The sequence below is a fragment of the Trinickia acidisoli genome, assembly GCF_017315725.1.
Lineage (GTDB): Bacteria > Pseudomonadota > Gammaproteobacteria > Burkholderiales > Burkholderiaceae > Trinickia > Trinickia acidisoli.
The window spans coordinates 1,553,256-1,575,727 of record NZ_JAFLRG010000002.1; the positions used below are offsets into that span (position 1 = coordinate 1,553,256).

A 22,472-nucleotide genomic window follows, 5' to 3' on the forward strand; every position below is an offset into this window, starting at 1 on the left:
CATTCATGTCGACACCTTCCGCCATCTACCAGGTCGGCGCAGCCACGATTACGCGCGTGACCGAGCAAACGTTCGCCTTCGACGCGGCTCGGCTGTTCCCCGCCCTCGATCCCGCGGTCTTGCGCGCCAACGCGTCATGGCTCGTGCCCGCGCACGCCGATCACGCGCTCGCATCGGTGCAGTTGAGCGTGCATACGTGGGTCATCCGCCTGGGCGGCCGCGTCATCCTCGTCGATACCGCATGCGGCAACGGAAAAGACCGGCCGTTCGGCGCGATCTTTCATCAACTGGATACGCCCTATCTCGAACGCTTGGCCGCGGCCGGCGTTCGTCCCGAAGACGTCGATCTCGTGCTCATCACGCATCTGCACGTCGATCACGTGGGGTGGAATACGCGCCTCGTCGACGGCAAGTGGATACCCACGTTCCCGAATGCGCGTTACGTGTTCGCCGCCGCCGAGCGCGCGTTCTACGATTCGCCTGCTGCGGCAAATCGGATGATGGTGTTCGAGGACAGCGTGCTGCCCGTCATCCGCGCCGGCCTGGTCGATGAGATCGGCGACGAGGGCGGAACGTATCTGCCAGGCATCCGCTTCATTCCGACGCCGGGCCATTGCGTCGGCCACATGTCGATCGAAATCGCTTCGGAAGGACAGCGCGCCTTGTTTTGGGGCGACGTCGTTCATCATCCGATCCAAGTGCTCGAACCCGACTGGAGCTCGTCGTTTTGCGCCGACCGGGCAGCGGCCTCGGTCTCGCGCCGTCGCATCTTCGACTATGCGGCCGATCATGACGTCAGCGTGTTTACGTCGCATTTCGCCGGGTCATCCACCGGACGCATCGCACGCGACGGCCATGACGGCTTCGTGTGGCGCTTCGCCGCTTAGAATCTGCGCAACGTCACCGCCCAACGGACATTGCCGACATGCGACAGCCCATCGACGGCTCACTCGATCTCCTACCGAGCAGCGCACTCGTCGAGTTGCGTCATCTGCGCTATTTCATCGCCGTCGCCGAATCGGGCAGCTTTCGCTTGGCGTCGGAGCGCATCAACATCACGCAGCCGGCGATCACGCGACAGATTCACGACCTGGAATCGATACTCGGTGCGACGCTGTTCAAGCGCACCGTACGCGGTGTCGAATTGACGCTCGCCGGCGAGGTGTACTTGGGCGAAGCGCGTAAAGCCCTTGCAGCCGTACAAGCCGCATCGCTCGCCGTCAAACGCTTCGTGAGAGGCGAGACGGGCTCGCTGCGCCTAGGCGTCAACGACAACGCGAGTTGGGACGGCCCCGTTCCGGACGCGCTGCGCGCGCTGCAACGCGACCATCCGCAGCTCGCGATTCACGTGTCGTCGCTCAATACGCCGCGGCAATACGAAGCGCTGCTCGCAGGCTCGCTCGACGGCGGCTTCGTCTATCTGTTCGGCAATACGCCGGCCGGCATCTGCACTCGCGTGCTCGCGACGCATCAAGTCGTGCTCGCAGTGCCCAACGATTGGCCGCTCGCGAAGCGTCGCTCGGTATCGCTCGATGAGTTGCGTGACGTGCCGATCGTGTCGTTCCCGCGGCACGTGTACCCCGCTTACTACGACACGCTGATCGCCGCCTGCCGCGAAGGCGGACTCACGCTGCGCGTCACTCAAGAAGAGCAGACCGAATCGGCGATTCTTTCGCTCGTCTCGGCTGGCATCGGTACCGCGCTCGTCAATTCCGCGAACCGTTCGCGCGCTCCCGCGCGCGTCGCATTCGTCCCCATCCGGTCGTTTCCATTGCGATTGCCGCTGGCATTTGCCTATCCGCAGACCAACGACAATCCCGCCCTCGCGCGGTTGATCGCCGTGCTGAAGGCAAACGGCGCGCAGGCCAAGCATGCCGGCCGCTGATATAGCGCCCGACGTATTTCTTCGTCCATCCGCCTTACCCTCGGCATGTTTCAACTCACGCTGAAACATGAGTGGAAGCGGGCGTCATACACTGCCTCCATATTCCGATTGCCGAGGCACCCGTGGCACCCACGACATGCATTACACAGACCGTTCCGGCCGACCCATTACAAGCCGTCATACACGCCGACCCCTTCCCGTATTACGCGGCGCTTCGAGCACGCGCGCCAATCGTGCGCGACGAAGCGCTGAAGTTATGGATCGCGGCGCGTGCACATACGGTACGGGCCGTGCTCGACAATGAAAGACTGACTGTGCGCCCCACGAGCGAGCCGGTACCGCGCGCGATTGCCGGCCAACCGGCCGGGGAGGTCTTTGCGCGCCTTGCCCGCATGAACGAGGGAGCCGGCCATCGCATCGCCCGCCAAGCGCTCGTCGCAGGACTCAGCGCGGTGGACGGCGCAACGGTGTTTCAATCGGCAAGAAAACACGCGGCCTCCACGATCGAGCGATTCAACACAGACGATGCAGCGCTGCTCGATGTCTTGGCCTTCGCGCTGCCCGTGCGCGTCATCGCCGAGTTGGTAGGGCTATCCGCGCCCAACGGCCTGGAGGCAACCGTTCGGCAATTCGTCGCTTGCCTGTCTCCCACATCCACACCCGAAGCGCTTCGCGATGCGCACGATGCCGCATCGAGGCTGCAAACTCAGCTCTATGCGCTGACGCGAAATGCGACAGCCGGGTCGGCATTGGTCGAGCGCATCGTCGCCGGCGGACTCGCGCGCGAGATCGAACTACCGAACGCATTGGTATCGAACTTGCTCGGGTTGTTCTCGCAAACGTTCGACGCAACGGCCGGGCTCATCGGCAACGGTGTCGTCACGCTTGCGCGGCACGCAAACGTTGCGGCGCGCCTTGCCGCATCGCCTTCCGATATCCACGCCTTCATACGGGAAGTCGCTCGCTTCGATCCGCCCGTGCACAACACGCGCCGCTTCGCGCGCGAGACGGTTTGCATCGAAGGCGTAGCGGTGCAGTCCGGCGACTGCGTGCTCGTCCTACTAGCTGCGGCGAGCCGCGACGAAGCCGTGTTCGAAGACGCCGAACGCTTCGTGCTCGACCGTGAGGCGCATCCCCTCCCAGGTTTTGGCGCGGGACGTCATGCGTGCCCCGGAGAAACGATCGCACAGGCGATCGCCGCCGGCATCGTTGCCGAACTCGTTGCGAGCGAATTCGACTTCGCCAATCCCGCGCTGCGTTGGACCTACAGGCCGTCGTTGAACAGCCGGATACCGAAGTTCGCCTTCGTCGAGAGGAACGCGTCATGATCGCCGTCATCTTCGAAGTGACGCCCCGAGCAGGCCACCGCGACGAATATCTCGACATCGCCGCCAGCCTCAAACCGTTGCTCGCCGACATCCCAGGCTTCATTTCCATCGAGCGCTTTCAAAGCCTCAGCAACCCCGACAAACTGCTTTCACTCTCGTTTTGGGCGGATGAACAGGCCGTCGCTCAATGGCGCAACATCGAGGCCCATCGCCATGCGCAAGCGCAAGGACGCGCCTCCGTGTTCGCCGACTATCGTCTGCGTATCGCCGGCGTCGTACGCGACTACGGCATGAACGAACGCGAACAGGCGCCTGGCGACAGCCGGCGCGTTCATGATCGAGCCGATGATTGAGCGGGCTGCGGTCTGCATCCGGGTGATGCCTTGTGCGGCACTTTCGATAGGAGTCCTATCTATTCGATGTTGACGCCGTCGGCCCCGATCAAACCGCCCTCGCTTCCTCGACCCATCCGGAGAGGTTTTCCATTTCCATTTCGTCGGCCTCGATCGCAGGCGGCACGACCGACTTCACGAAGTCGATGAATGTCTTGACCTTCGCATCGAGATGCCTTCTCGACAGGTAGAGCACGCGAATGCCGTGGCCCGCCAACCTGTGCCGCGGCAACACGCGAACCAACTCGCCCGTGCGCAGGCCCTCGAGCGCAGTGGGAATCGGCAAAGGGCCGAGGCCCATTCCCGCTTTGATGGCATCGGCCAATGCGTCGGGCACGTTGACGACGAACGGCCAAGGCTCCGGCGGACTAAATAGTTCGTGCGACGGGCTGTCGAACATCCACGCTCCTGTCAACACGTTGGGTATTTCGAGCTGCAGACAGGCATGCTCCCCGAGATCTCGCACCGTCCGCGGTATGCCTCTCGAATGCAGGTATCGTGGCGATGCACAGAGCACGCAATAGGTCGTGCCGATCTGCTGCGACACGATGGTGGAGTCGCTCAGTGTGTTCGCGGCGACGATTGCGAGGTCTTGACCTTCGTCGAGCAGATTCGGCACGCGCTGCGCGAGCGTCAATTCGATCCGCACGTCGGGATAGCGTTCGCGATAGTGTGCGAGCCGCGGCAGCAGATACTTGCGGCCGAAGCCGGTGCTCGCGTGCACGCGCAACCGCCCGGACGGATTGACCGCGGCGCCCGCCGCTTCGACTTCGGCTAGATCGACGAGGTCGAGGATGTGCCGGCAATGCTCCATGTAGCGCTTGCCGACCTCTGTCACGGCGAGCCGCCTCGTGGTGCGATTGAGCAGGCGCGTGCCGAGCTTGGCCTCGAGCGTCGCGATGGCGCGCGACACCTGAGGCGTCGTGACGGAGGCGGCAGCGGCAGCTTTGGTGAAACTGCCTGCTTCAACCACCTTGACGAACAACCGTATGTTCTCGAGTGTATGCATGTCTATCGAATCGATTCGATTCGTTTCGATACTTCAACCATCCACCAGCCCCTGCGCGGCAGCCGTTCGCGCCACCTTGCGGCGTTCCGTCATCAACAAGACCGCCAGCGCGGCAGCCTCGAGCACGCCGCCTACCCACCCCAGATGCACCGCGCCGTTGTTCGTCAGGGTGTATGCGCCGAGCGCCGAGCCGACGGAAAAGCCGACGTACATGAACGATGCATGGAGCGACAGCGTGACCGGCGCAACGCTGACACCGCCCACGCCGATGAGCCGCGTTTGTTGCGGCGCGATGAACCCCCACACCGACATGCCCCAGAGAATGACGGCCACGATAACGGGAATGAGCGCGGCTTGCCGCTGGACGTAGGCGTCGATCGCCGACAACGCGACGAACGCCGCAACCAATACCGTCAAGGCGAGCACGATCACCCGGTAGTACCCGAGCTTATCGGTCAAACGCCCGCCGAGCACCATGCCGCTCACTGCCGACACGCCCCAGATGAACAGAATGAAACTGGTGGGCGCCCCGTGCGAGCCTAGCGCTTCGCCCAAGTACTCGGCGATATACGTGTAGACGACGAAGGCACCCATGGCCCAGAACAGCGTCGACATCAGCGCTGTCAGCACAGCGGGCCGCCGTGCCACTTGCAGGCGCTGGCTCAGCGACGCCGTCGGCAGTCCCTTGCCGAATTCCTTCGACAGCCCGAATACGAGACCGACAGTGCCGATCGCGCCGATGACGGCCACGCTGATGAACGTCGTGCGCCAGCCGCCGAAGCTGGCGATGATCGAGCCGATCGGCACGCCGAGCGCGATCGCCACACTCGAGCCGCCGTTGACGATCGCCAACGCGCGGCCTCGATGCTCGGGCGCGACGATCGAGCCCGCCACCGCATTGGCATTGGGAAGAAACAGCCCAGCGGCGAATGAGAGCAGCACACGCGCCCCCATCAATTGATAGAAGCTCGTCGCCCGCCAAGCGAAGAGATTGGCAAGCGTGAATGCGGCAAGGCTGAATATCAGCAGCGTGCGACGATTCAAGTTGCCGGTCAGCGTCGTCAAAACCGGCGAACTGATCGCGTACGTGAACGCGAAGACCGTCACGAGCAGTCCGGCCATGCCGACACTCACGGAAAGGTCCTTGGAGATACTCGGCAACAGCGGCGCAATCATGAAACCTTCGGTCGAGAGCGCGAATGCGCCGACCGCCAGCCAATAGAGCGGTCGTCTCGAGGTGATATGACGTGTTTCCATTACGACTCCACATTAAGAAGACGACCGTTGCATCGAGCATTGCACTCGATGCGTCAAACCGGCCCTCATGATTAGGACTCCTAACTTTATTGCCTTGATTCGATTGCGCTGGCGGCGCTCTTCGCCGCCGTGTGCTTTTCTTTTTGAGCCGCTTATCGTGATGCGCGCTTGCGCGAGATCGTGCGCCGCTAGGTGTGCCCGACGCTTGCCGACGGCCGCCGAAGCGGCTCGCGTCAGGATGCGGTCCGAGCGACCGATTCCACCCATTCGCACATGCCGTCGACCTCGCGTTGAATGAACGCTTCGTCGGCAAACGCGCTCGCCAGCATCGCCACGCCCTGCGTACGCGAAAGCAGATGCATCGCCAATATATCCGCTTCCGATTCCTTGCCTAGCAACGCGAATTGCTCGCGCAGCCACGAGCGGAACAACATGAACTGCGCGCTCGCCTGGCCACGCGATTCGTGATCGAGCTTCATCAGCTCCGTCCATAGCGTGCCGATCGGGCAGCCCGAACGCATGATCCTCGTTTGATTGACGATCAGCGTCCGGGCGAAATAACAAATGCGCTCGACCGGCGTCTTGCCCTCGGCCTCCCATTTGGCCAATAGCGTTCGAAGGTTCGACAAACGCGCATGGATGACGGCGTCGAGAATGTCGTCCTTCGTTTTGAAGTGATAGTAGAAATTTCCGCGCGAGATCTTTACGTCATCGGCGATGTCCGAAAACGAGGTGTGGCTGTAGCCTCGCTGGTAAAACAGCTTGTCTGCCGCTTTGACGATCAGTTCTCGCGTCGATTCGTCTTTCATGTCAGCACCTTGTCGGCCTCGCTCGCTTTGCGCTCCCGCGCGCCCGATTAGGACGCTCGTCTTAGCCGCAAGATTAGGACGGCCGTCCTACGTTGTCAAGCGGACATTTCGAGCCCCATCACTCAAAGTAAGACGGATCGAGATAATCGCCGAGGCGCGCGCGCATCCGATCGCGAAACACGATCATCGAAGGCCACGGCTGCATGTACGCGCGCCAATCGGCGATCCGTTCGTCGGCATCGAGCCGCGCGATGCTGACGATCTCGAGCGGCAACGCCTTCGACGTGAACGCCCGAAGAAATTGCATGTCGCTTCGCAGCGCCGGGCCGTATTCGCATTCGCCATATGCGGCGCCCGCATGCGCGAGGACATGCGTCACCGCGTCCACCCCGCGCACCGGCCGCACGAATGCGGGAGCATGGAATGCAGCCTCGTCGGCCAACGGAAACGGAAACCGCCGATGCACGAGTTCGGCGGAGTCTGCCGGTCTCGCATCCGGCGGCGCAACCTGCCATGTCCGCGGCTGACTCGAAAGCCAAGGCAGCAACCGTTCGCGCCACTCATCGAGGAATTGCACCGGACGCAAGGCAATCCGCACCTCGGCGAGCTTGCCCTGCTCGTCGAGCAGCGCAAGCGTGACGCCTTCGATCTTCCGCTCGGCCGGCCCGCTCGTCCATGCGACAGCCGCTGCGGAATCGCCCTGAAATCGGGCGCTTGCTTCGAGTTCCGAGCCCAGTGCCTCCGCGGCGGCTCGAAGGCTACGGAGCACGGCCTCTTTGCCTTCGATCGGCTCGATCACGAACGGATGCGCAAGCCGCATGTCTGAAGCGAGAACTGCAAACTCACTCAATTCATTCAGAAAGAACAGATCAGACATCTTGCACCTCGTGGTTTCGATTCATGTCTACGGCTCCCAAATGCTCGGCTGCTTCGGAGCGCGCCGTCCGTTCGATCTCCGAGAGGAAATCGGCGACTTGCGGCCCAAAGGTCGCCACGTTTTCTTTGTCGAATAGTGCGATGTGCTCGGCGAAGCACGAGAACGGCGACAGTTCGACGTGGCCCGGCGACGCGATGCGCACGTCCAGTTGCCGTAGCGCCGGAACGAAATGTCGCTCCCAGCCTCGCGAGTATTCGTTGTCCGTCACGTTGATCGAAAACGCCTGCGCCGCTAATGTCACGGAACCGTCGATTTCCCCCATCGTCATCCGATAGAAGCGGCGAATCGTGAAGAGTGTCTCGAGCGCTTCGGTGACTTCACCGCTCGGATCGGGCAGCATGAGCCCACGCCCGTTCTCGGCAAGCTGATCGAGAAACCAGCGTGCCGTGTGAGCCATGCCCGCGCTCACAATGTGCGCCGGCACCGATACGTCAGGCAGGACGAGTTGCGCGAGATGCGCGACATCCTGCGCGTCGGCAAGCCGTATGCCGGTGCCGAAGATGGTCACGAGGCGTTCGATGGCATGCATGCCCGCGAGTGCGCGGTCGTGCGCATCGGCATCCATCACGCGACGCGCTTCGACGAACTTCGCGAGCCGCACGCCGGTTTGCCGATAGACGTCGAACATCAGCACGCCGAGTACCCGTTCGCCTTGCCGCTCGAGCAGCGATGCGACTTCGAATGCAAGGCGGCCGCCGGCCGACCATCCGCCGAGAATGTAAGGGCCGTGCGGTTGCTGGCTGCGCAATGTCTCGACGAGCAACGCGACATATTCGGCCAGCGTCTCTCCGCCCTGCACCTTGTTCACGAGCACGAGCGGCCGATCTCCCGTGTACTGGCGCAGCGGCAGATAAGACCACGCATAGCCGCCCATGCCGTGGACCATCGTCAGCGGTACTTTCGACGCGTTGCCGGGCAACAGCACGACGTTCGTCGCAATCGCCGCGGTATCGGACGATGCGGATGATGCGGACGATGTCTCGTTCGCCTGCCTGCTGCCACGTGCGTCGCTCGCCGCCGCGGTAAATGCCGCAGACGTATCGCCCGAGGATGCGCTCGCCAGCGCATCGCCGAGTTCTCGCAGCAATTCATCGGCCATCGCGGCCACGGTGGGATGCTTGAGCGTGAATGTATTCGACAAACGCTTCCCACCCAGCGATGCCCCGAGCTTGAGCCGAAGTTCGACCGTCATCAGTGAGTCGAGCCCGATATCGACGACAGGCTGATCGAACGGAATGTCCTCGAGTGCACGGCCCGATACCGCGGCGACGCATTCGCGTATGAAATCGCGCAGCGCTTGGATGCGCACGTCCGGCGCCAAGCCCGAGAGTCGGCTCAACAGGTTCCAAGCCGGCGCGGCGGCCTTCGTTCCGGGGCGTTCGTCGGTCGTCGCCGGCACGACCGCCTGCGCCGGTTCGCCTGCTGCATCGATGAGCCCGTCGAGCACCTCCAATCCGCGCGCGGGATCGATGCTCAAACGCTCCTTCACAACGTTCGAACGAACCGCCATGCCGACGTCGGCCCATGGCCCCCAATTGATCGCGAGCGCGGGCAAACCCATCGCCTTGCGATGATGCGCAAGCGCGTCGAGGAACGCGTTCGCGGCGGCATAGTTCGCTTGTCCGCCAAGACCGACAACCGACGAATTGGACGAATAGAGCACGAAAAAATCGAGCGGATCGGCCTGCGTTTCGATATGCAGATGCCACGCACCCTCGACCTTGGGGCCGAACACCTCGTCGAAGCTATCGCTTGTCTGACGCTCGATCGAACGATCGGCCACCACTCCCGCGCAGTGAATGACCCCGCGCAACGCCGGCATCGACAAGCGAGCCGCCGACAGCACGCGCGCGATGTCTTGCGTTTTACCCACGTCAGCGCGTTCGACGATGACGCGCGCACCTTGTTGCGCCATCCAACGCAGCACCGATTCGGATTCCTCGGTCGCGCCGCGCCTGCCGACGAGCACGAGCGAGCGGGCCCCACGCTCCACGAGCCGGCGCGCGGCGATGAGGCCAAGGCCGCTCAATCCGCCCGTGACGAGGTAAGTCGCATCGGAGCGGATACGATTGTCAGATGCTTTCGAGGGCAACTGCAATCGCGCAAGCTGCGGCTCATGTCGAGTACCCGCGCGCACGACGACCTCATCCGCGCGCTTATCGTCGCTCATCGTCGATGCTTCTACGAGTTCGCTCGCTAGCCACGCTGCCTGAGCTTGCAGCGAACCCTGCGAATCGAGATCGACGAGCCTCGCTCCCAGTTCGGGGTGCTCGCGCCGCACGACGCGCCCGAAGCCCCAAAGCGGCGCCTGGTCGAGCCGTAGCGCATCCGACGCGCCTTCGACACGCTGCGCACCGCGCGTCACGAACGTCAGCCGAACATTCGCACCGCTCTCGTTGACGTAACTCAACAAGCCCTGCACGATATGCAGCGCCCTATGGCTTGTCGAAGCGAACGTACCGCCCGGGTTCTTCTGCGATGCACCCTCGTCATCGATCGACCAACCGTCCACGACATCGGTCACGGGCCGGCGCTGTGCCGCCTGCCGCACGATCTGCCCGAGTTCGCGTTCGCAGCTACCGGTTGAAACGAAGCGGCCCTCACTGAGATTCGCGTAATGATCACCGAGGCTCACAATCGTGCAGAGGTCGCCATGACTCGCCAAACGCTGCGCCAGTACTTGTGAAAGCACGCTGTTCGCAAGAATGAGCCAGTGACGCGCACTCGTCGATGCCGCTCGTTGCGCCACTCTGACCGCTGCCACCGGCTTCCACTGAGGGACCGACACCCAACGCGCCCAATTCGTCGAGGCGCCGATCAGCGTCTCGGCGCGAACTGCGCGCTTGGCGTATCCCTCGATCTTCACGAGCACGCGCCCGTCGGCATCGAAGAATTGCACATCCGACTTGATTTGCGGCCCTTGCTGATCCGTGATCCGCGCGTGACAGAACACACGTCGTGCCGGCGAGCCGTAGAACGTAATACGCTCGAAACCGACCGGCACGGACAACGTATGCATCTCGCCTTGAGCGACGCCGCTCAATTGGAAGCCACAATCGAGCATCGCGGGGTGAATCAGGTACTGCCCGAGTTCGCCGCTACGCGCGTCGTCGAGCTCGATTTCGGCAACGGCTTCTTCAGTACCCCTAAGGATTTCGCGAAGCCCTTGAAACGCCGGCCCGATTTGCAAGCCCAGCTTGTGCACCATCGCGTATTGCTCGGCCGGCACGACCGTGTGCTCGCAGCGCGCTCGCAATGCGCGCCAATCGACGGTCGGTGCAGCGCCGCCGGCATGTCGCAACTCCAGACGTGCATGCTCGACCGGGACGGCATCGACCGACCCTCGCACACCGCTGAAGATGCGCAGTTGCAGCAAATCGTCGCCGTCCGGTAATGCGTGGATATGCAAATGACGCGCGTCGCTGTTTTCGACGACGAGTGCGGCCATCAGGCTCATGTCGCGCAACTCGTAGGGCCCCGCCCCCCAATGCGTGCGTGCGGTCGCGAGTGCCGACTCGACGAATGCGGCACCCGGAAATACGACACGGCCGAACACGAAGTGATCGCCGATGAACGACGGTAGCGCGGCAAGCCGCTGCTCGAATCCGCCAAGCACGCCAAGTGCGTGCCCGAGCAATGGGTGCCCCGTATTCATGCCCTGCGGTGGCGACGAGCCGGTCGCTCGATGTCCGTCATCGTGGACCCAATACCGCCGCCGCTGAAACGGATAGGTCGGCAGCGCCATACGCCGATGATCGCCGCCGCGGTAGACGGCGCGCCAATCGACCGGGCCGCCGTGCACGTATACGGCGCCAAGGCTTTCGAGCAGTTGCTCCCAATTGCCGCGCGACTTGTGAATCGAAGGCAGCCACACGCCTTGCGGCACGCCGACGATCTCACGCGCCATGCCGAGCAGCGTCGGACGTGGGCCGACTTCGATAACGATGTTGCATTGGCTCGCGGCCAACGTTTCGACGCCTTGCGCGAATCGAACGGTCTGCCGAATATGCCGGCGCCAATAGGCAGCCGAGCACACTTCGTCTGCCGAAGCGATCGTGCCTGTCACGTTGGAGATCACAGCAAGGCGCGGTGGCCGGAACGTCACGCGCGCAGCGACCGCTTCGAAGTCGTCGAGGATCGGATCCATCAACGCGGAGTGGGGCGCGCCCGACACGGCCAAACGCGTACATTTGACACCTTCCGCCGCAAGACGGTGCTGCAATTCACCGATGCGTTCGCTCGTACCCGAAATCACGATACTTTCCGGGCCATTGATGGCGGCGACGGCCAACTCGTCGGGATAATCGCGCACAGCTTGCTGCGCGCGTTCCTCGTCGGCAACGATCGCAAGCATTTCACCCTGACGCGGCACCGACTGCATGAGACGGCCGCGCGTCGCGATCAAGCGCAGGCCGTCTTCCAAATCGAACATGCCCGCGACACATGCAGCGATCAATTCGCCAAGACTGTGTCCGATGACGAGATCGGGTTCGATACCCCACGAGCGCCATAGCTCGGTCATCGCGTATTCGAACGCGAACAGCGCCGGTTGCAAGTAGGAGAGTTGATCGATCAGCGATTTGTCGTCGACTTCGCCAAGCATCACCGCCTTGAGCGGGAATTCGAGCGCGCCTTCGAGCAGGCGCGAGCAACGATCGATTACGCTGCGGAAAACCGGCTCGGTCTCGTAGAGTTCGCGACCCATTCCGATGTATTGCGCACCGCTCCCCGTAAACAAGAACCCGATTTTCGGCGTGGCGCCAGCCGGCACGCGCCCCGACACCACACCGGATGCAGCACCGGTATCGGCGAATGCGCGCAACGCCTCGGCCATCGCATCGGGGGAGGCGGCAGCAACGGCCACGCGGTACGGAAGCTGGGCGCGCGTAAGGGCAGCGGTATAGCACGCATCGACCCACTGCTCAGCGTTCGTTTGCGCGACGTAGCTGCCGAATCGTCGAGCTTGATCACGGACCGCCGCTTCGCTCGCGCCGGACAGCACCAGCAGTTGCCGCGATCGCGCGAAGGCGCCATTCGCATCTGCATCGTCGTGCGCTGGCGCATCGCCATCGTCGCGCACGGGGGCCTCCTCGAGCACCACGTGCGCATTCGTTCCGCTGTAGCCGAACGAGCTGATGCCCGCGACGCGCGGGAACCCCGCATCCCACGGCTCCGTGCGCTGCTGGACGATAATCGGCAACTCGGCGAAGCGGATATGCGGGTTGAGCTGCTTCAAGTGCAGCGTCGGTACGAGCGTGCGCCGATGCAGCGTCAACGCGGCCTTGACCACGCCGGCCATGCCGGCCGCCGATTCCAAGTGGCCAATGTTCGACTTGACCGAGCCGATTGCAACCGGCGCCTCGCGCGGACCGTCCGACGAGAAGACCGCGCCGAGCGCCTCGACTTCGATCGGGTCGCCGAGCGCCGTGCCGGTGCCGTGCGCTTCGACATAATCGACGTCGCGCGGCCGCAACCCCGCATCGCGCAATGCCGCCCGTACGACCTCGCGTTGAGCCAGCCCGTTGGGCGCGGTCAAGCCGTTGGTCTTGCCGTCCTGATTGACCGCGCTACCGCGGATCACGGCATAGATTCGATCCTGGTCTTCGATCGCACGATCGAGGGGCTTCAACAGCAGCGCACCGACGCCTTCTCCACGCACGTAACCGTTCGCGCTCGCATCGAACGGCTTGCATTTGCCGTCGGCTGCGAAGAAGGTCCCGTGGCTCAGCGAAATCGTCCGCTCCGGCGTGAGGATCAGATTGACGGCCGCTGCCAACGCGAGATCGCATTCGCCATTGCGAATCGCTCGGCAGGCTTGATGGATTGCAACCAGCGAAGACGAGCACGCCGTATCGACCGACACACTCGGCCCGTGCAGATCGAACGTGTACGACAGCCGTCCCGACGCGACGGCAGGGCTCGTACCTGTCGCCACGAACGGGCTCGAATCGTGCGTTCTCGCGAGCGTAATGCGGCCGTAGTCCGATTGCGAAATGCCGACGAAGACGCCCGTAGCCGTACCGGCCAACGACTCGGGTGCGATGCCTGCATCTTCGAACGTGGCCCACGCCGCTTCGAGCAGCAGCCGATGCTGCGGATCGGTGTCGCGTGCGGCGCGCTCCGACAATCCGAAAAGTTCGCGGTCGAATAAATCGACGCCTTCGATGAATCCGCCCCAACGGCTATTGGTTTTGCCCGGTACGCCAGGCTCGGGATCGTACAAGGCTTCCGCATCCCAGCGTGACGACGGCACTTCCGATACGGCATCGATGCCCTCGGTTAGCAAGCGCCAGTAGTCGTCGAGCCCGTCGCCGCCGGGGAATCGCAGATACATGCCGACGATCGCGATGGGGCCGCCGGGTATGCCGGCGCGATTCGCTTGATGCTGCGCTCCGCTGCCGGTCTCGCCTTCGGTCAGATATCGCACGAGCGCATCGACCGTCGGATGATCGTACAGCTCGGCCGGCGACACGGGCCGCGCGAGATACTCGCCGAGCTCTGAGGCCAAGCTCACTAGACCCAGCGAATCGAGACCATATTCGGCAAATGGCCGATCGCCGATTTCGTCTTCAGACAGATCGACGCGCTCGGCGAGCGCGCGGCGGATATACGTTCGTATGTCCGATTGCGCGCGCGACGTTTGCTGCGTCGAGCGCGGCGCGCCGCGCTTCGTACGAACCAATACTTCCAACTCCCCCGATTCGTAGCGTTCGTGACAGAGCCTGCGTTGAAGCTTGCCGGTGCCTGTGCGCGGCAGCGAATCGGACGGAACGAACAGAATGTCGTACACGCGCAAGCCATGCTTGCGGCTAACGACTTCCCGTATCGTCGCCGCCACATCATCAGGATTCCTAAACGATAATGCATCGACCTCGACTGCGAGAACCAACACCTCCTCGCCGACGATCCGATGCGAAAACGCAGCGGCGCGTTGGATGCCGACTTGGCTCGCGGCCTGCTCGACATCGAGTTCGATGTCCTGCGGAAAATGATTGGCGCCGCGAATGATGATCAACTCTTTGAGGCGCCCGACCAGAAACAGCTCGTTCCGATAGACGACGCCAAGATCGCCGGATCTGAAGTAAGAGTGCGCATCGTCGTCGAGCGTGGCCCGAAAAATCGCTTCACTGTCTTCGGGACGATTCAAATAACCCTGCGCGACATCGGCGCCTGAAATCCATATCTCGCCAACGCGCCCGTCCTCGACGGGACGCATCGTTTCGGGATCGACGACGCGGATCTTGCGGCCGGCCCGCTCGAGCGGGCCATAACCCAACACCTCGGTGCCGACATCGTCGGTGCGTTCGCCCGATACTTCAACGGCGCGGCTTTGTCCCAACGCCTTGACATCGAACCGGTACATCGACGGAAACCGGCCGGCCGGCGATTCGGCCACACGCATCGTGACTTCCGATATCCCGTAGCTCGCTTGAAACGCATCGGCGCTGAAGCCGCTCGCCTGCGCCGCGCGCGCGAAGCGCCGCAGTGTTCGAACGCGCACGGCCTCGCCCGAGCTATACGCATGTTTCCAGCTATCGAGCCGCAACTCGTGCCATTGCTCGGGCTTGATCCGCTGCGCGCATTGATCGTAGGCGAAGTTCGGACCGCCGGAATGCGTCGCACGAAAATGCGAGATCGCACGCAGCCAGCGAACCGGCTGCTCGAGAAACAACCGCGTCTCGAGATGCACGCAATGAAAGCCTTCGCAAACGGGAATGCAGACCCCATACATCAAACCTGCGGCGTGCGACGTGGGCGACCACGTCACGAGCACGCTGTCGTTCGTGAACTGCGTGCCCTGCGCGGCACGCTTGCTGTTGGCGAGAAAATTGCCGTGCGACAGCATGACGCCTTTGGCGGTCCCCGTCGAACCGGACGTGTATTGCAAGCATGCCAAGCTCTCCGCGTTCAGCGCGGGCGCCTGCCAACGCTGGGCGAGCGCCGGCATATCGTCGATGCGATCCACCGCAACGCGCGGCAGATCGCGCAATGCCGGCGAATCGGCGAATGCCTGTGCGAGCAGCGCATCGGCGTCGGCCGTCGTCAGCAAACAATGCGGCTTCGCGTCGTCGGTCACACCTTCGATGCGTCGCAACACACCCTCGTGCCCGCGCTCGGGCATCGCGAGCGGCACCGCGATTGCACCGGCATAGAGACATCCCCAAAAGGCCGGCACGAAATCGAAGCCTGACGGAAAGACGAGCAGTACCGGCTTTCCCGCGGCGCCGCGCTCGGCCAGCAACACGCCGATTGCGCGCGCTCTCATGTCGAGTTCGCCGAAAGAGAGCTGGCCGGCCTCGCTCATGCTGTCGTCGTTCACGTACGTGAAGGCGCGGCGAGCGCTCTCGTGTTCGCCTCGCCACCGCAGCACGGCGACGAGATCGGCCAATTGACTCGGTTGTTTCGGTGTGGCGATCAGCATGATGGGGCTCCTACCCGTTCAAGCGCGGTTCTCAGTCGCTTTCGCAGTCGTTTGTCGATACTCCCGAGCCTCCGCGTCCTGCGGGCGATAACCGCTGAGCTGGAAGTAATTGCGGAACAGCCGATCGAGCGATCCGTACGTGCCGCCGGTGCTGGCGAAAACGGCCTGAATCTCCTTGGGCGCCTCGAGTTCGGCGAGCTCGCGCTTGAGCCCTTCCCACACGTGTGCGAACGCATCGACGAAGATGCGCTGGAACCAGGGAATGCCGGCTTCGCTGCCGACGAGATACCAGCAAATCGACTGCGTCAGCTCGCGCACGCTTTGGCGGACCGCGAAGTCGAGCTCGCCCGCCGCACGCATCGTCGAGACGTGCCGAATGCTGTTGACGTCGACGATGCCGCCGTCGAGCACGAGGTTTTGCGCCATGAGGCAATTGCCGCGGCCGAAGTGCGCCGGATCGGTCGGAATCCAACCGAGCGCCAAGAACTCGGCGGTCAAGCGAATCCAGCGCTGAATCGCCGTATCCGGATCCGATTGCTCGCGCAGCGTCGCATGTCGCTTGTCGTACGACACATCGGGGCCCACGTCGCCGCGCACGTGCATCGCGCGCATCGGATAGGCCGGGTAGTAATAGACGTAAGCGCCGAGATCGTCGCGTATCAACGAGTCGACGAGCAACGCCGTGCGCGGCGACAGCATCGGGCGCAGCATCGAGAGCGCCCGCTCGCGCACCTCGGTCGGCCAACGATAGACGAACAGCGGCGTAGGAATGCGCGCCAGCCTGCCGAAGCGGCGATAGTAGGCCGTTTGCAATTCAAGCGCGCAACGCGCCTCATCGTCGGCGTCCCACAGCGGATGAACGCCGGGTGGCTTACCTTCGCTGATCGGAAATCGTTCGAGCTGATTCATCAGCGTCAGATCTTCGAGAACGTGACGCGATTGCCCGCCGATCGTCCAGCTAAAGATGTTCCACATCTCGCCCATACGCTTGACGATGCTGTCGAAATTCTCGGCCACGGGCTCCGTGCCTTTGATCGCCACGAAACCTCGCCCGCGCGACACGCTCTTGAGCTTGCCGAGATCGAGGTAGAACGCGCGCACGTGACGATCGGGCCGCGAGACGGGGCCGTAATCGCCGAATGCCCACTGACGCTGCACGGGCAATTCGGTCTTGAGCAAGTCATAAACGCCGCTTACCGCGGGGTCCGCTTCGAGAAGCGCGTCGAAGATTTCTTTCGAGTGGTCGTAAAGCGTCCAGATCGGCTCGATCGATACGGCCTTCAGGCCGCCTTCGTCGCCCAGAATTTCATCTCTGATAAGCACCTTGTCTGCTCCTATTGATGCCGCGATCGAGCGCGCGCCTGCGCGCTCGATCGTGCGAACGTTCGAAAAGACATCGGAAAGCGACACGTGGCCGCCGGCGGCGTCGAGCTGGACGCCAAACGAGACATCAAACAAGCGACACGCCGTACTCCGTCATCCAGAGGTCGATCTGATAGAGATAGGCCAAGAACTGTGCGTCCTTCGCATACATGCCGAACCAGTGGCGATTGCGTGCGTCATCCTCTGACGCCGCCAGCACACGGTCCATCTCGCTCATGTCGAGCAGGCGGCGCAGCGGCGAGTCCGACTCCTTCAGCCGATCGACGAGCAGGGCGCGCACGTCGTGCAGATATTGCGGGTTATGCGTGGTCGGGAACGGACTCTTCGGCCGCCAAATCACATCGTGCGGCAAGATGCCCTCCATCGCATGGCGCAACAGCCCCTTCTCGCGATCGCCGGCGTTCTTCATCGTCCACGGCACATTCCATAGATATTCGACGATGCGGTGATCGCAGAACGGCACGCGCACCTCGAGGCCTTCGGCCATACTCGCGCGATCCTTCCGGTCGAGCATCATCGGCAGCCAGCGCGTGAAATTGATGTAGAACATCGCGCGCCGGCGCGCCTCGCCCACATCCTCGCCTGCGAGCTTCGGACATTCGTCGACGACCTGCCGGTAATGCCGCGCGACGAGCGCTTCGGCATCGAGCGTGCGCTTGAGCTCGGGTGCGAGCAGCCGCGCGCGCCCGTCGATCATGCGCACCCACGGAAAACGCTCGACGTCGTAATCGCGCGCCTGGTGAAACCACCGATAACCGCCGAAGATCTCGTCGGCCGTCTCGCCGGACAGAACGACCGTCGAACGCTTCCGAATCTCCCTGCAAAAGAGTTGCAGCGAAGCGTCGACCTCCCACATGCCCGGCAAATCGCGCGATCGCATGGCATCTCCGAGCTGGGAGATGAGCTCGCCCGTATCGAGCATCACGCGATGATGATGCGTGCCGAGGTGCCCCGTCACCTTCTCGACCCACGGTGCATCCTCGTCGGGCACGTAGTCGGTGGCCTTGAAGTGCGTGCTGTTGTCGACGAAATCGATCGAATAGGTATCGAGCGGACCCTTGCCGGCATCCTTGAAAACGCCGGCGGAGATCGCCGTGATCGAACTCGAATCGAGCCCGCCCGACACCATCGTCCCGATCGGCACGTCCGAAACCAACTGATTGGTCACGGAATCGATGACGAGCTCGCGCACGCGCTCGACGGTGTGTGCGAAGTCGTGCTCATGCGGACGGCTCTCGAGCTTCCAGTACGGCCACTTTTCGAGGCCGCCCGTACCGAGCGACATGCACCACCCCGCCTTGAGTTCCTCGATCTGGCGAAACACGCCGGAACCGGGCGTACGCGCCGGGCCTAGGAACAACAGCTCATGAAACGCTTCGAGTTCAACCTCGCGTGATACGAGCGGGTTTACCAGCAGCGCCTTCATCTCCGAGCCGAACAGAAACGCGCTGCCGATTCGCGCGAAAAAGAGCGGCTTCACGCCGATCCGATCGCGCGCGAGAAAGAGCCGCTTTTCCGACTCTTCCCACACTGCGAAAGCAAAGATCCCGTTCAGCCGATCGAGACAGGCCGGCCCCCATTCGATATAGGCCTGCAGCAGCACTTCCGTATCGCAGCGCGTGTCGAACCGGCAGCCGCGGGCCTCGAGCGCCCGGCGCAACTCGGGCACGTTATAGAGCTCGCCGTTGTAGACGATGACGTACGTGCGTTGGCGCACTTGCCGCACCATCGGCTGCGCGCCGTTCTCGGGGTCGATGATCGACAGACGTCGATGCCCGAGCGCGGCGGTGGCCGACACCCATTCGCCCGACGCATCGGGGCCCCGGTGCACGAGTGAAGCCGTCATCTCGCGCAACGTCGGCACGTGCTCTTTCAGATTGCGATTCCAATCGATCCAGCCCGAAATGCCGCACATGCTACCTCCCGTTGTTCACGAGTTCCGATCGCGGGCTATCGCTCGTTCTCGGTACGAACGTTTCGAGATCGTCGAGGCACAAGCGGTATTCGAGCGCCTCGATCGTCGCGTTCAACGTCGCATTCGTGATGCTCGAATTGACCGCACCCATCTTCCACGTGCGCAACCCATCGCTGAACTCGAGCACGACGCGAACGCGCTGCGGCTTGTCGTTGATCGCGCGCACCTTGAAATCGACGAGCTGCGTGCCGGCCAACTCCGGGAAGAACTCGATGCATCGCGTGACGAACCCTTCGACGAGTTGACTGAGCGAAGCCTGCTGCCCCGTGAGCGCGAAGTGCATGCGCTGATCGAGCGTGTCGCTGTGGCGCGTGAAGAAGCTGAAGTTGCCGTCGAGTTCGATGCTGCTGACGTCGAGCGGGATGCCCCAGCCCGTCAGTGCGATGAGTCCGGCGGTCGTGCTCGCGCCGGCCGACACTTCGCCATCGTCAAGCACGGCGCGATCGGCCAAGTTGACCGAGAGACGATTGACCTGAATCCGACGGCTCGACTTCCCGCAATGCCGAAGCAACATCAACACGAGCGACTCTTCGGAAGAGTTGAATTCGAAGCCGTTGTGCTCGAGCGCCTTCACGAGCCCGACCAATCCTTCGACCTCGTGATCGCCGAACAGATGATCGAGCCGATGCTTGCGCAAAAAGCTCTTCAGGTTGCTCTTGCCCGCCACCTCGGACACGATGATGTCGCTGCGATTGCCCACGAGATCGGGGTCGATGTGCTCGTAGGTGCGCCGATGCTTGAGGAAGCCGTCCACGTGCACGCCGCCTTTATGCGTGAACGCAAGCGATCCGACGTACGGATGGAATGTCGGCGGCGCCGTCTGCAGCAGTTCGGCTACTTCTTGCGACAACTTCGTGAGCTGCCTGAGCTTGCTCGGCTCGAGAATCGGATAGCCGAGCTTGAGCTGCAGATTGGGGATCACCGTGCACAGATCGGCCATTCCGCATCGCTCCGAATAACCGTTGACCGTGCCTTCGACGATCTTCACCCCGTTTTGCACGGCTGCGATCGTGTTGGCAACGCCGCAACCCGTATCGTTATGGCAATGCACGGCGAACTCGATGCCGAACGATCCCGTCACGGTCGATACGATCTGCGCGACTTCATGCGGGAAACAGCCGCCGTTCGTATCGGCCAAATCGATCCAATCGACGCCGGCTTGCACGGCGGCTTCGATCAGCTTCATCGCGCCTTGCGGGTTCTCCTTATAGGCGTCGAAGAAATGCTCGAATCCGAAGCTCACTTCTTCCATGTGCTGCTTCAGGAAGCGGATCGAATCGAATACCGACTCACGGTTTTCCTCGGGCGAGATGCCGAGCACCTCGCTCAGGTGGAGGTCCCAGCCCTTGCCGAAGATATGGCCGTGCGCGATGCCCGTCTTCACGAGCGCTCCGAGGCTGGCGTCGTCCTCCGCCTTGACGGAGGAACGCTTCGTGCGCCCGAATGCCACGACCTTGATACGCTTGAGCGAGAGACTCTTCAGCTCTTCGAAGAAGCGCGTGTCTTTGGCATTCGCGCCCGGCCATCCGCCCTCGGTATACGTGAAGCCGATGTCGTCCAACAGCTCGGCGATGCGAAGCTTATCGCGTACGGAAAAGGTGACCCCTGATGCCTGGGCCCCTTCTCTCAAAGTGCAATCGTAGATTTTTATCATGATGCTCTCTCAGCGTGCCCTCGGTCATACCGCTCAGTCCTTCAGGATTCCGTATAAGCGGCCGGCGTTTTCACAGGTGATCTTGCGCATTACGTCCGCCGGCAAGGACTTGAACTGCTCGGCGAACACCTTCTCGGATTCGGGCCAGGTGCCGTCCGAGTGCGGATAGTCGTTGCCCCAGAGGATCGTCTCGGCACCCAGGTCGTCGATCAGCTTCATGCCCAGTTCATCCGTTTGGAACACGGCTTTGCACTGGCGGCGCCAGTACTCGCTCGGCAGCATCGTTAGATCGAGATCGTTGAAGCGCCCCGTGTATTCGTGATCCATGCGTTGCAGCACATAGGGCAGCCAGCTCAAACCGCTTTCGCCGAGCACGACTTGCAGCGTGGGATAGCGTTCGAGCACACCCGCGCCGATCAGCGCCGCGAGCGGATGCACGAGGCTCATCTGAAAGCCCGATACGCTCGTAAAGAACGCTGCGCGTTTGGGCTTGCCGTCGACGTCGATTTCCTCGAGCGTCAACGGCAGCGAACGGAAGCAGTGGATATGCAGCGGCAAACGCACGTTGGCCAGCGTGCGCCACAGCGGTTCCCAGCTAGGATGCCAAAGCGGACGCGTGTCGCGATTCACCGCCAGATTGACGCCGACGATGCCCGCGCCGCGATACTCGGCGATGCGTTGCGCTTCCTTCGAGGCGGCCTCGACATCCGAATCGTGCAAGGCCGCGAGACCATAGAGCCGTCCGCTCGAACCTTTGCAGAATTGAACGAGCCAGTCGTTATAGATGCGACACATTTCGACGGCCGCCTCCGGGTCTTCCATGCGCAGCAGCGTTTCGCCGGCGAGACCGTAGATGACCTCCGCGTCAATCCGATCGCGTGCCATGTCTTCTTGGCGCAGCACCGGATCGCTGACACGACGCCGGCCTTTGGCGGCATCCGAATAGAGACCCGTGGCAGCCATGATGTCGATCTTGGCATTGCTGCCGGCCACGTACTTCTGGCCGTACGGGCCGAAGCCGGAAACATAACCGAGCCACGTGCCTTTCGGGTTCGTCCAATACGGATCTTCCGCTTCGACGACGAATGGCATCCGCTCCTTCATGGCCGGCGTGGCATTCTTCGTGAATAAGTCGGCCGGCAGCCAATGCAGATCGATGTGCGAGTCAGCGGAGATTCGTTCGAATTTCATAGCATTCCTTCCTTTTAAGAGTTACTCAATCGATCAAAATGAAGATTCTCAGACGATCAATGACACAACCAACACTCAACCCAACGGAGAAATATTCACCATGCGGAAGCACCCACCATTTTTAGCAGGCATCGAAATCGATTTATACGACAATTCACTTCGAATGAGCTTCGCAGCACCATAAATGAACAGAGAAAAGCAGTCCCTCCCCGGTATTTACGGGGAAACTT

General features: G+C 62.5%; 13 protein-coding genes. 4 read left to right on the plus strand and 9 right to left on the minus strand.

From position 1 onward, the window contains the following. Positions 1-5: 5 nt before the first annotated feature. The 4 genes from J3485_RS25295 (at position 6) to J3485_RS25310 (ending at position 3,566) form a co-directional block, all read left to right on the plus strand. Positions 6-887 (plus strand): MBL fold metallo-hydrolase, encoded by an 882-nt coding sequence (locus tag J3485_RS25295; RefSeq protein ID WP_206957056.1) that lies wholly within the window; start codon positions 6-8, stop codon positions 885-887. 38 nt (positions 888-925) lie between these two features. Beyond that, a complete protein-coding gene (locus J3485_RS25300) occupies positions 926-1,885 on the plus strand; it encodes a LysR family transcriptional regulator (RefSeq protein WP_206957057.1) in 960 nt (319 codons plus the stop codon). A gap of 122 nt (positions 1,886-2,007) precedes the next feature. Beyond that, positions 2,008-3,213, plus strand: coding sequence for a cytochrome P450 (locus J3485_RS25305; protein ID WP_206957058.1), 1,206 nt, complete (start codon positions 2,008-2,010; stop codon positions 3,211-3,213). After that, entirely contained in the window at positions 3,210-3,566 is a 357-nt protein-coding gene (locus J3485_RS25310) for an antibiotic biosynthesis monooxygenase family protein (protein WP_206957059.1), read from the plus strand. Before J3485_RS25305 ends, J3485_RS25310 begins: the two co-directional genes overlap by 4 nt. Positions 3,567-3,654: 88 nt before the next feature. Here the strand turns inward: J3485_RS25310 and J3485_RS25315 are convergent, their stop codons facing one another. From J3485_RS25315 to J3485_RS25355, 9 genes are all read right to left on the minus strand, one after another. Further along, on the minus strand, positions 3,655-4,614 hold the full coding sequence (locus J3485_RS25315; RefSeq protein ID WP_206957060.1) for a LysR family transcriptional regulator: 960 nt from the start codon (positions 4,612-4,614) through the stop codon (positions 3,655-3,657). A gap of 33 nt (positions 4,615-4,647) precedes the next feature. Continuing rightward, positions 4,648-5,871, minus strand: coding sequence for an MFS transporter (locus J3485_RS25320; protein ID WP_206957061.1), 1,224 nt, complete (start codon positions 5,869-5,871; stop codon positions 4,648-4,650). 233 nt (positions 5,872-6,104) lie between these two features. Continuing rightward, complete coding sequence (locus J3485_RS25325; RefSeq protein ID WP_206957062.1) at positions 6,105-6,680, minus strand: TetR/AcrR family transcriptional regulator; 576 nt, start codon at positions 6,678-6,680, stop codon at positions 6,105-6,107. Between the two features lie 118 nt (positions 6,681-6,798). Further along, positions 6,799-7,557 carry a hypothetical protein gene (locus J3485_RS25330; RefSeq protein ID WP_206957063.1) on the minus strand — a complete coding sequence of 253 codons (759 nt, stop codon included), beginning with the start codon at positions 7,555-7,557 and terminating at the stop codon, positions 6,799-6,801. Beyond that, a complete protein-coding gene (locus J3485_RS25335) occupies positions 7,550-16,039 on the minus strand; it encodes a type I polyketide synthase (RefSeq protein WP_206957064.1) in 8,490 nt (2,829 codons plus the stop codon). Before J3485_RS25335 ends, J3485_RS25330 begins: the two co-directional genes overlap by 8 nt. Before the next feature lie 18 nt (positions 16,040-16,057). Next, positions 16,058-17,362, minus strand: coding sequence for a hypothetical protein (locus J3485_RS25340; RefSeq protein ID WP_206957065.1), 1,305 nt, complete (start codon positions 17,360-17,362; stop codon positions 16,058-16,060). Positions 17,363-17,489: 127 nt separating this feature from the next. Next, positions 17,490-19,337, minus strand: a complete 1,848-nt coding sequence (asnB, locus tag J3485_RS25345; RefSeq protein WP_206957066.1) for an asparagine synthase (glutamine-hydrolyzing) — start codon at positions 19,335-19,337, stop codon at positions 17,490-17,492. 1 nt (position 19,338) lies between these two features. Beyond that, positions 19,339-21,051 (minus strand): citramalate synthase, encoded by a 1,713-nt coding sequence (cimA, locus tag J3485_RS25350; protein ID WP_277991647.1) that lies wholly within the window; start codon positions 21,049-21,051, stop codon positions 19,339-19,341. A gap of 33 nt (positions 21,052-21,084) precedes the next feature. Further along, positions 21,085-22,242 carry an amidohydrolase family protein gene (locus tag J3485_RS25355; protein ID WP_206957068.1) on the minus strand — a complete coding sequence of 386 codons (1,158 nt, stop codon included), beginning with the start codon at positions 22,240-22,242 and terminating at the stop codon, positions 21,085-21,087. Positions 22,243-22,472 lie beyond the last annotated feature (230 nt).

Bases quoted from the DNA above. Each gene is read 5' to 3' on its own strand.
- J3485_RS25295 (WP_206957056.1), top strand. From the start codon at position 6: ATGTCGACACCTTCCGCCATCTACCAGGTCGGCGCAGCCACGATTACG.
- J3485_RS25300 (WP_206957057.1), top strand. From the start codon at position 926: ATGCGACAGCCCATCGACGGCTCACTCGATCTCCTACCGAGCAGCGCA.
- J3485_RS25310 (WP_206957059.1), top strand. From the start codon at position 3,210: ATGATCGCCGTCATCTTCGAAGTGACGCCCCGAGCAGGCCACCGCGAC.
- J3485_RS25315 (WP_206957060.1), bottom strand. From the start codon at position 4,614: ATGCATACACTCGAGAACATACGGTTGTTCGTCAAGGTGGTTGAAGCA.
- J3485_RS25320 (WP_206957061.1), bottom strand. From the start codon at position 5,871: ATGGAAACACGTCATATCACCTCGAGACGACCGCTCTATTGGCTGGCG.
- J3485_RS25325 (WP_206957062.1), bottom strand. From the start codon at position 6,680: ATGAAAGACGAATCGACGCGAGAACTGATCGTCAAAGCGGCAGACAAG.
- J3485_RS25330 (WP_206957063.1), bottom strand. From the start codon at position 7,557: ATGTCTGATCTGTTCTTTCTGAATGAATTGAGTGAGTTTGCAGTTCTC.
- J3485_RS25335 (WP_206957064.1), bottom strand. From the start codon at position 16,039: ATGCTGATCGCCACACCGAAACAACCGAGTCAATTGGCCGATCTCGTC.
- asnB (WP_206957066.1), bottom strand. From the start codon at position 19,337: ATGTGCGGCATTTCGGGCTGGATCGATTGGAATCGCAATCTGAAAGAG.
- cimA (WP_277991647.1), bottom strand. From the start codon at position 21,051: ATGATAAAAATCTACGATTGCACTTTGAGAGAAGGGGCCCAGGCATCA.
- J3485_RS25355 (WP_206957068.1), bottom strand. From the start codon at position 22,242: ATGAAATTCGAACGAATCTCCGCTGACTCGCACATCGATCTGCATTGG.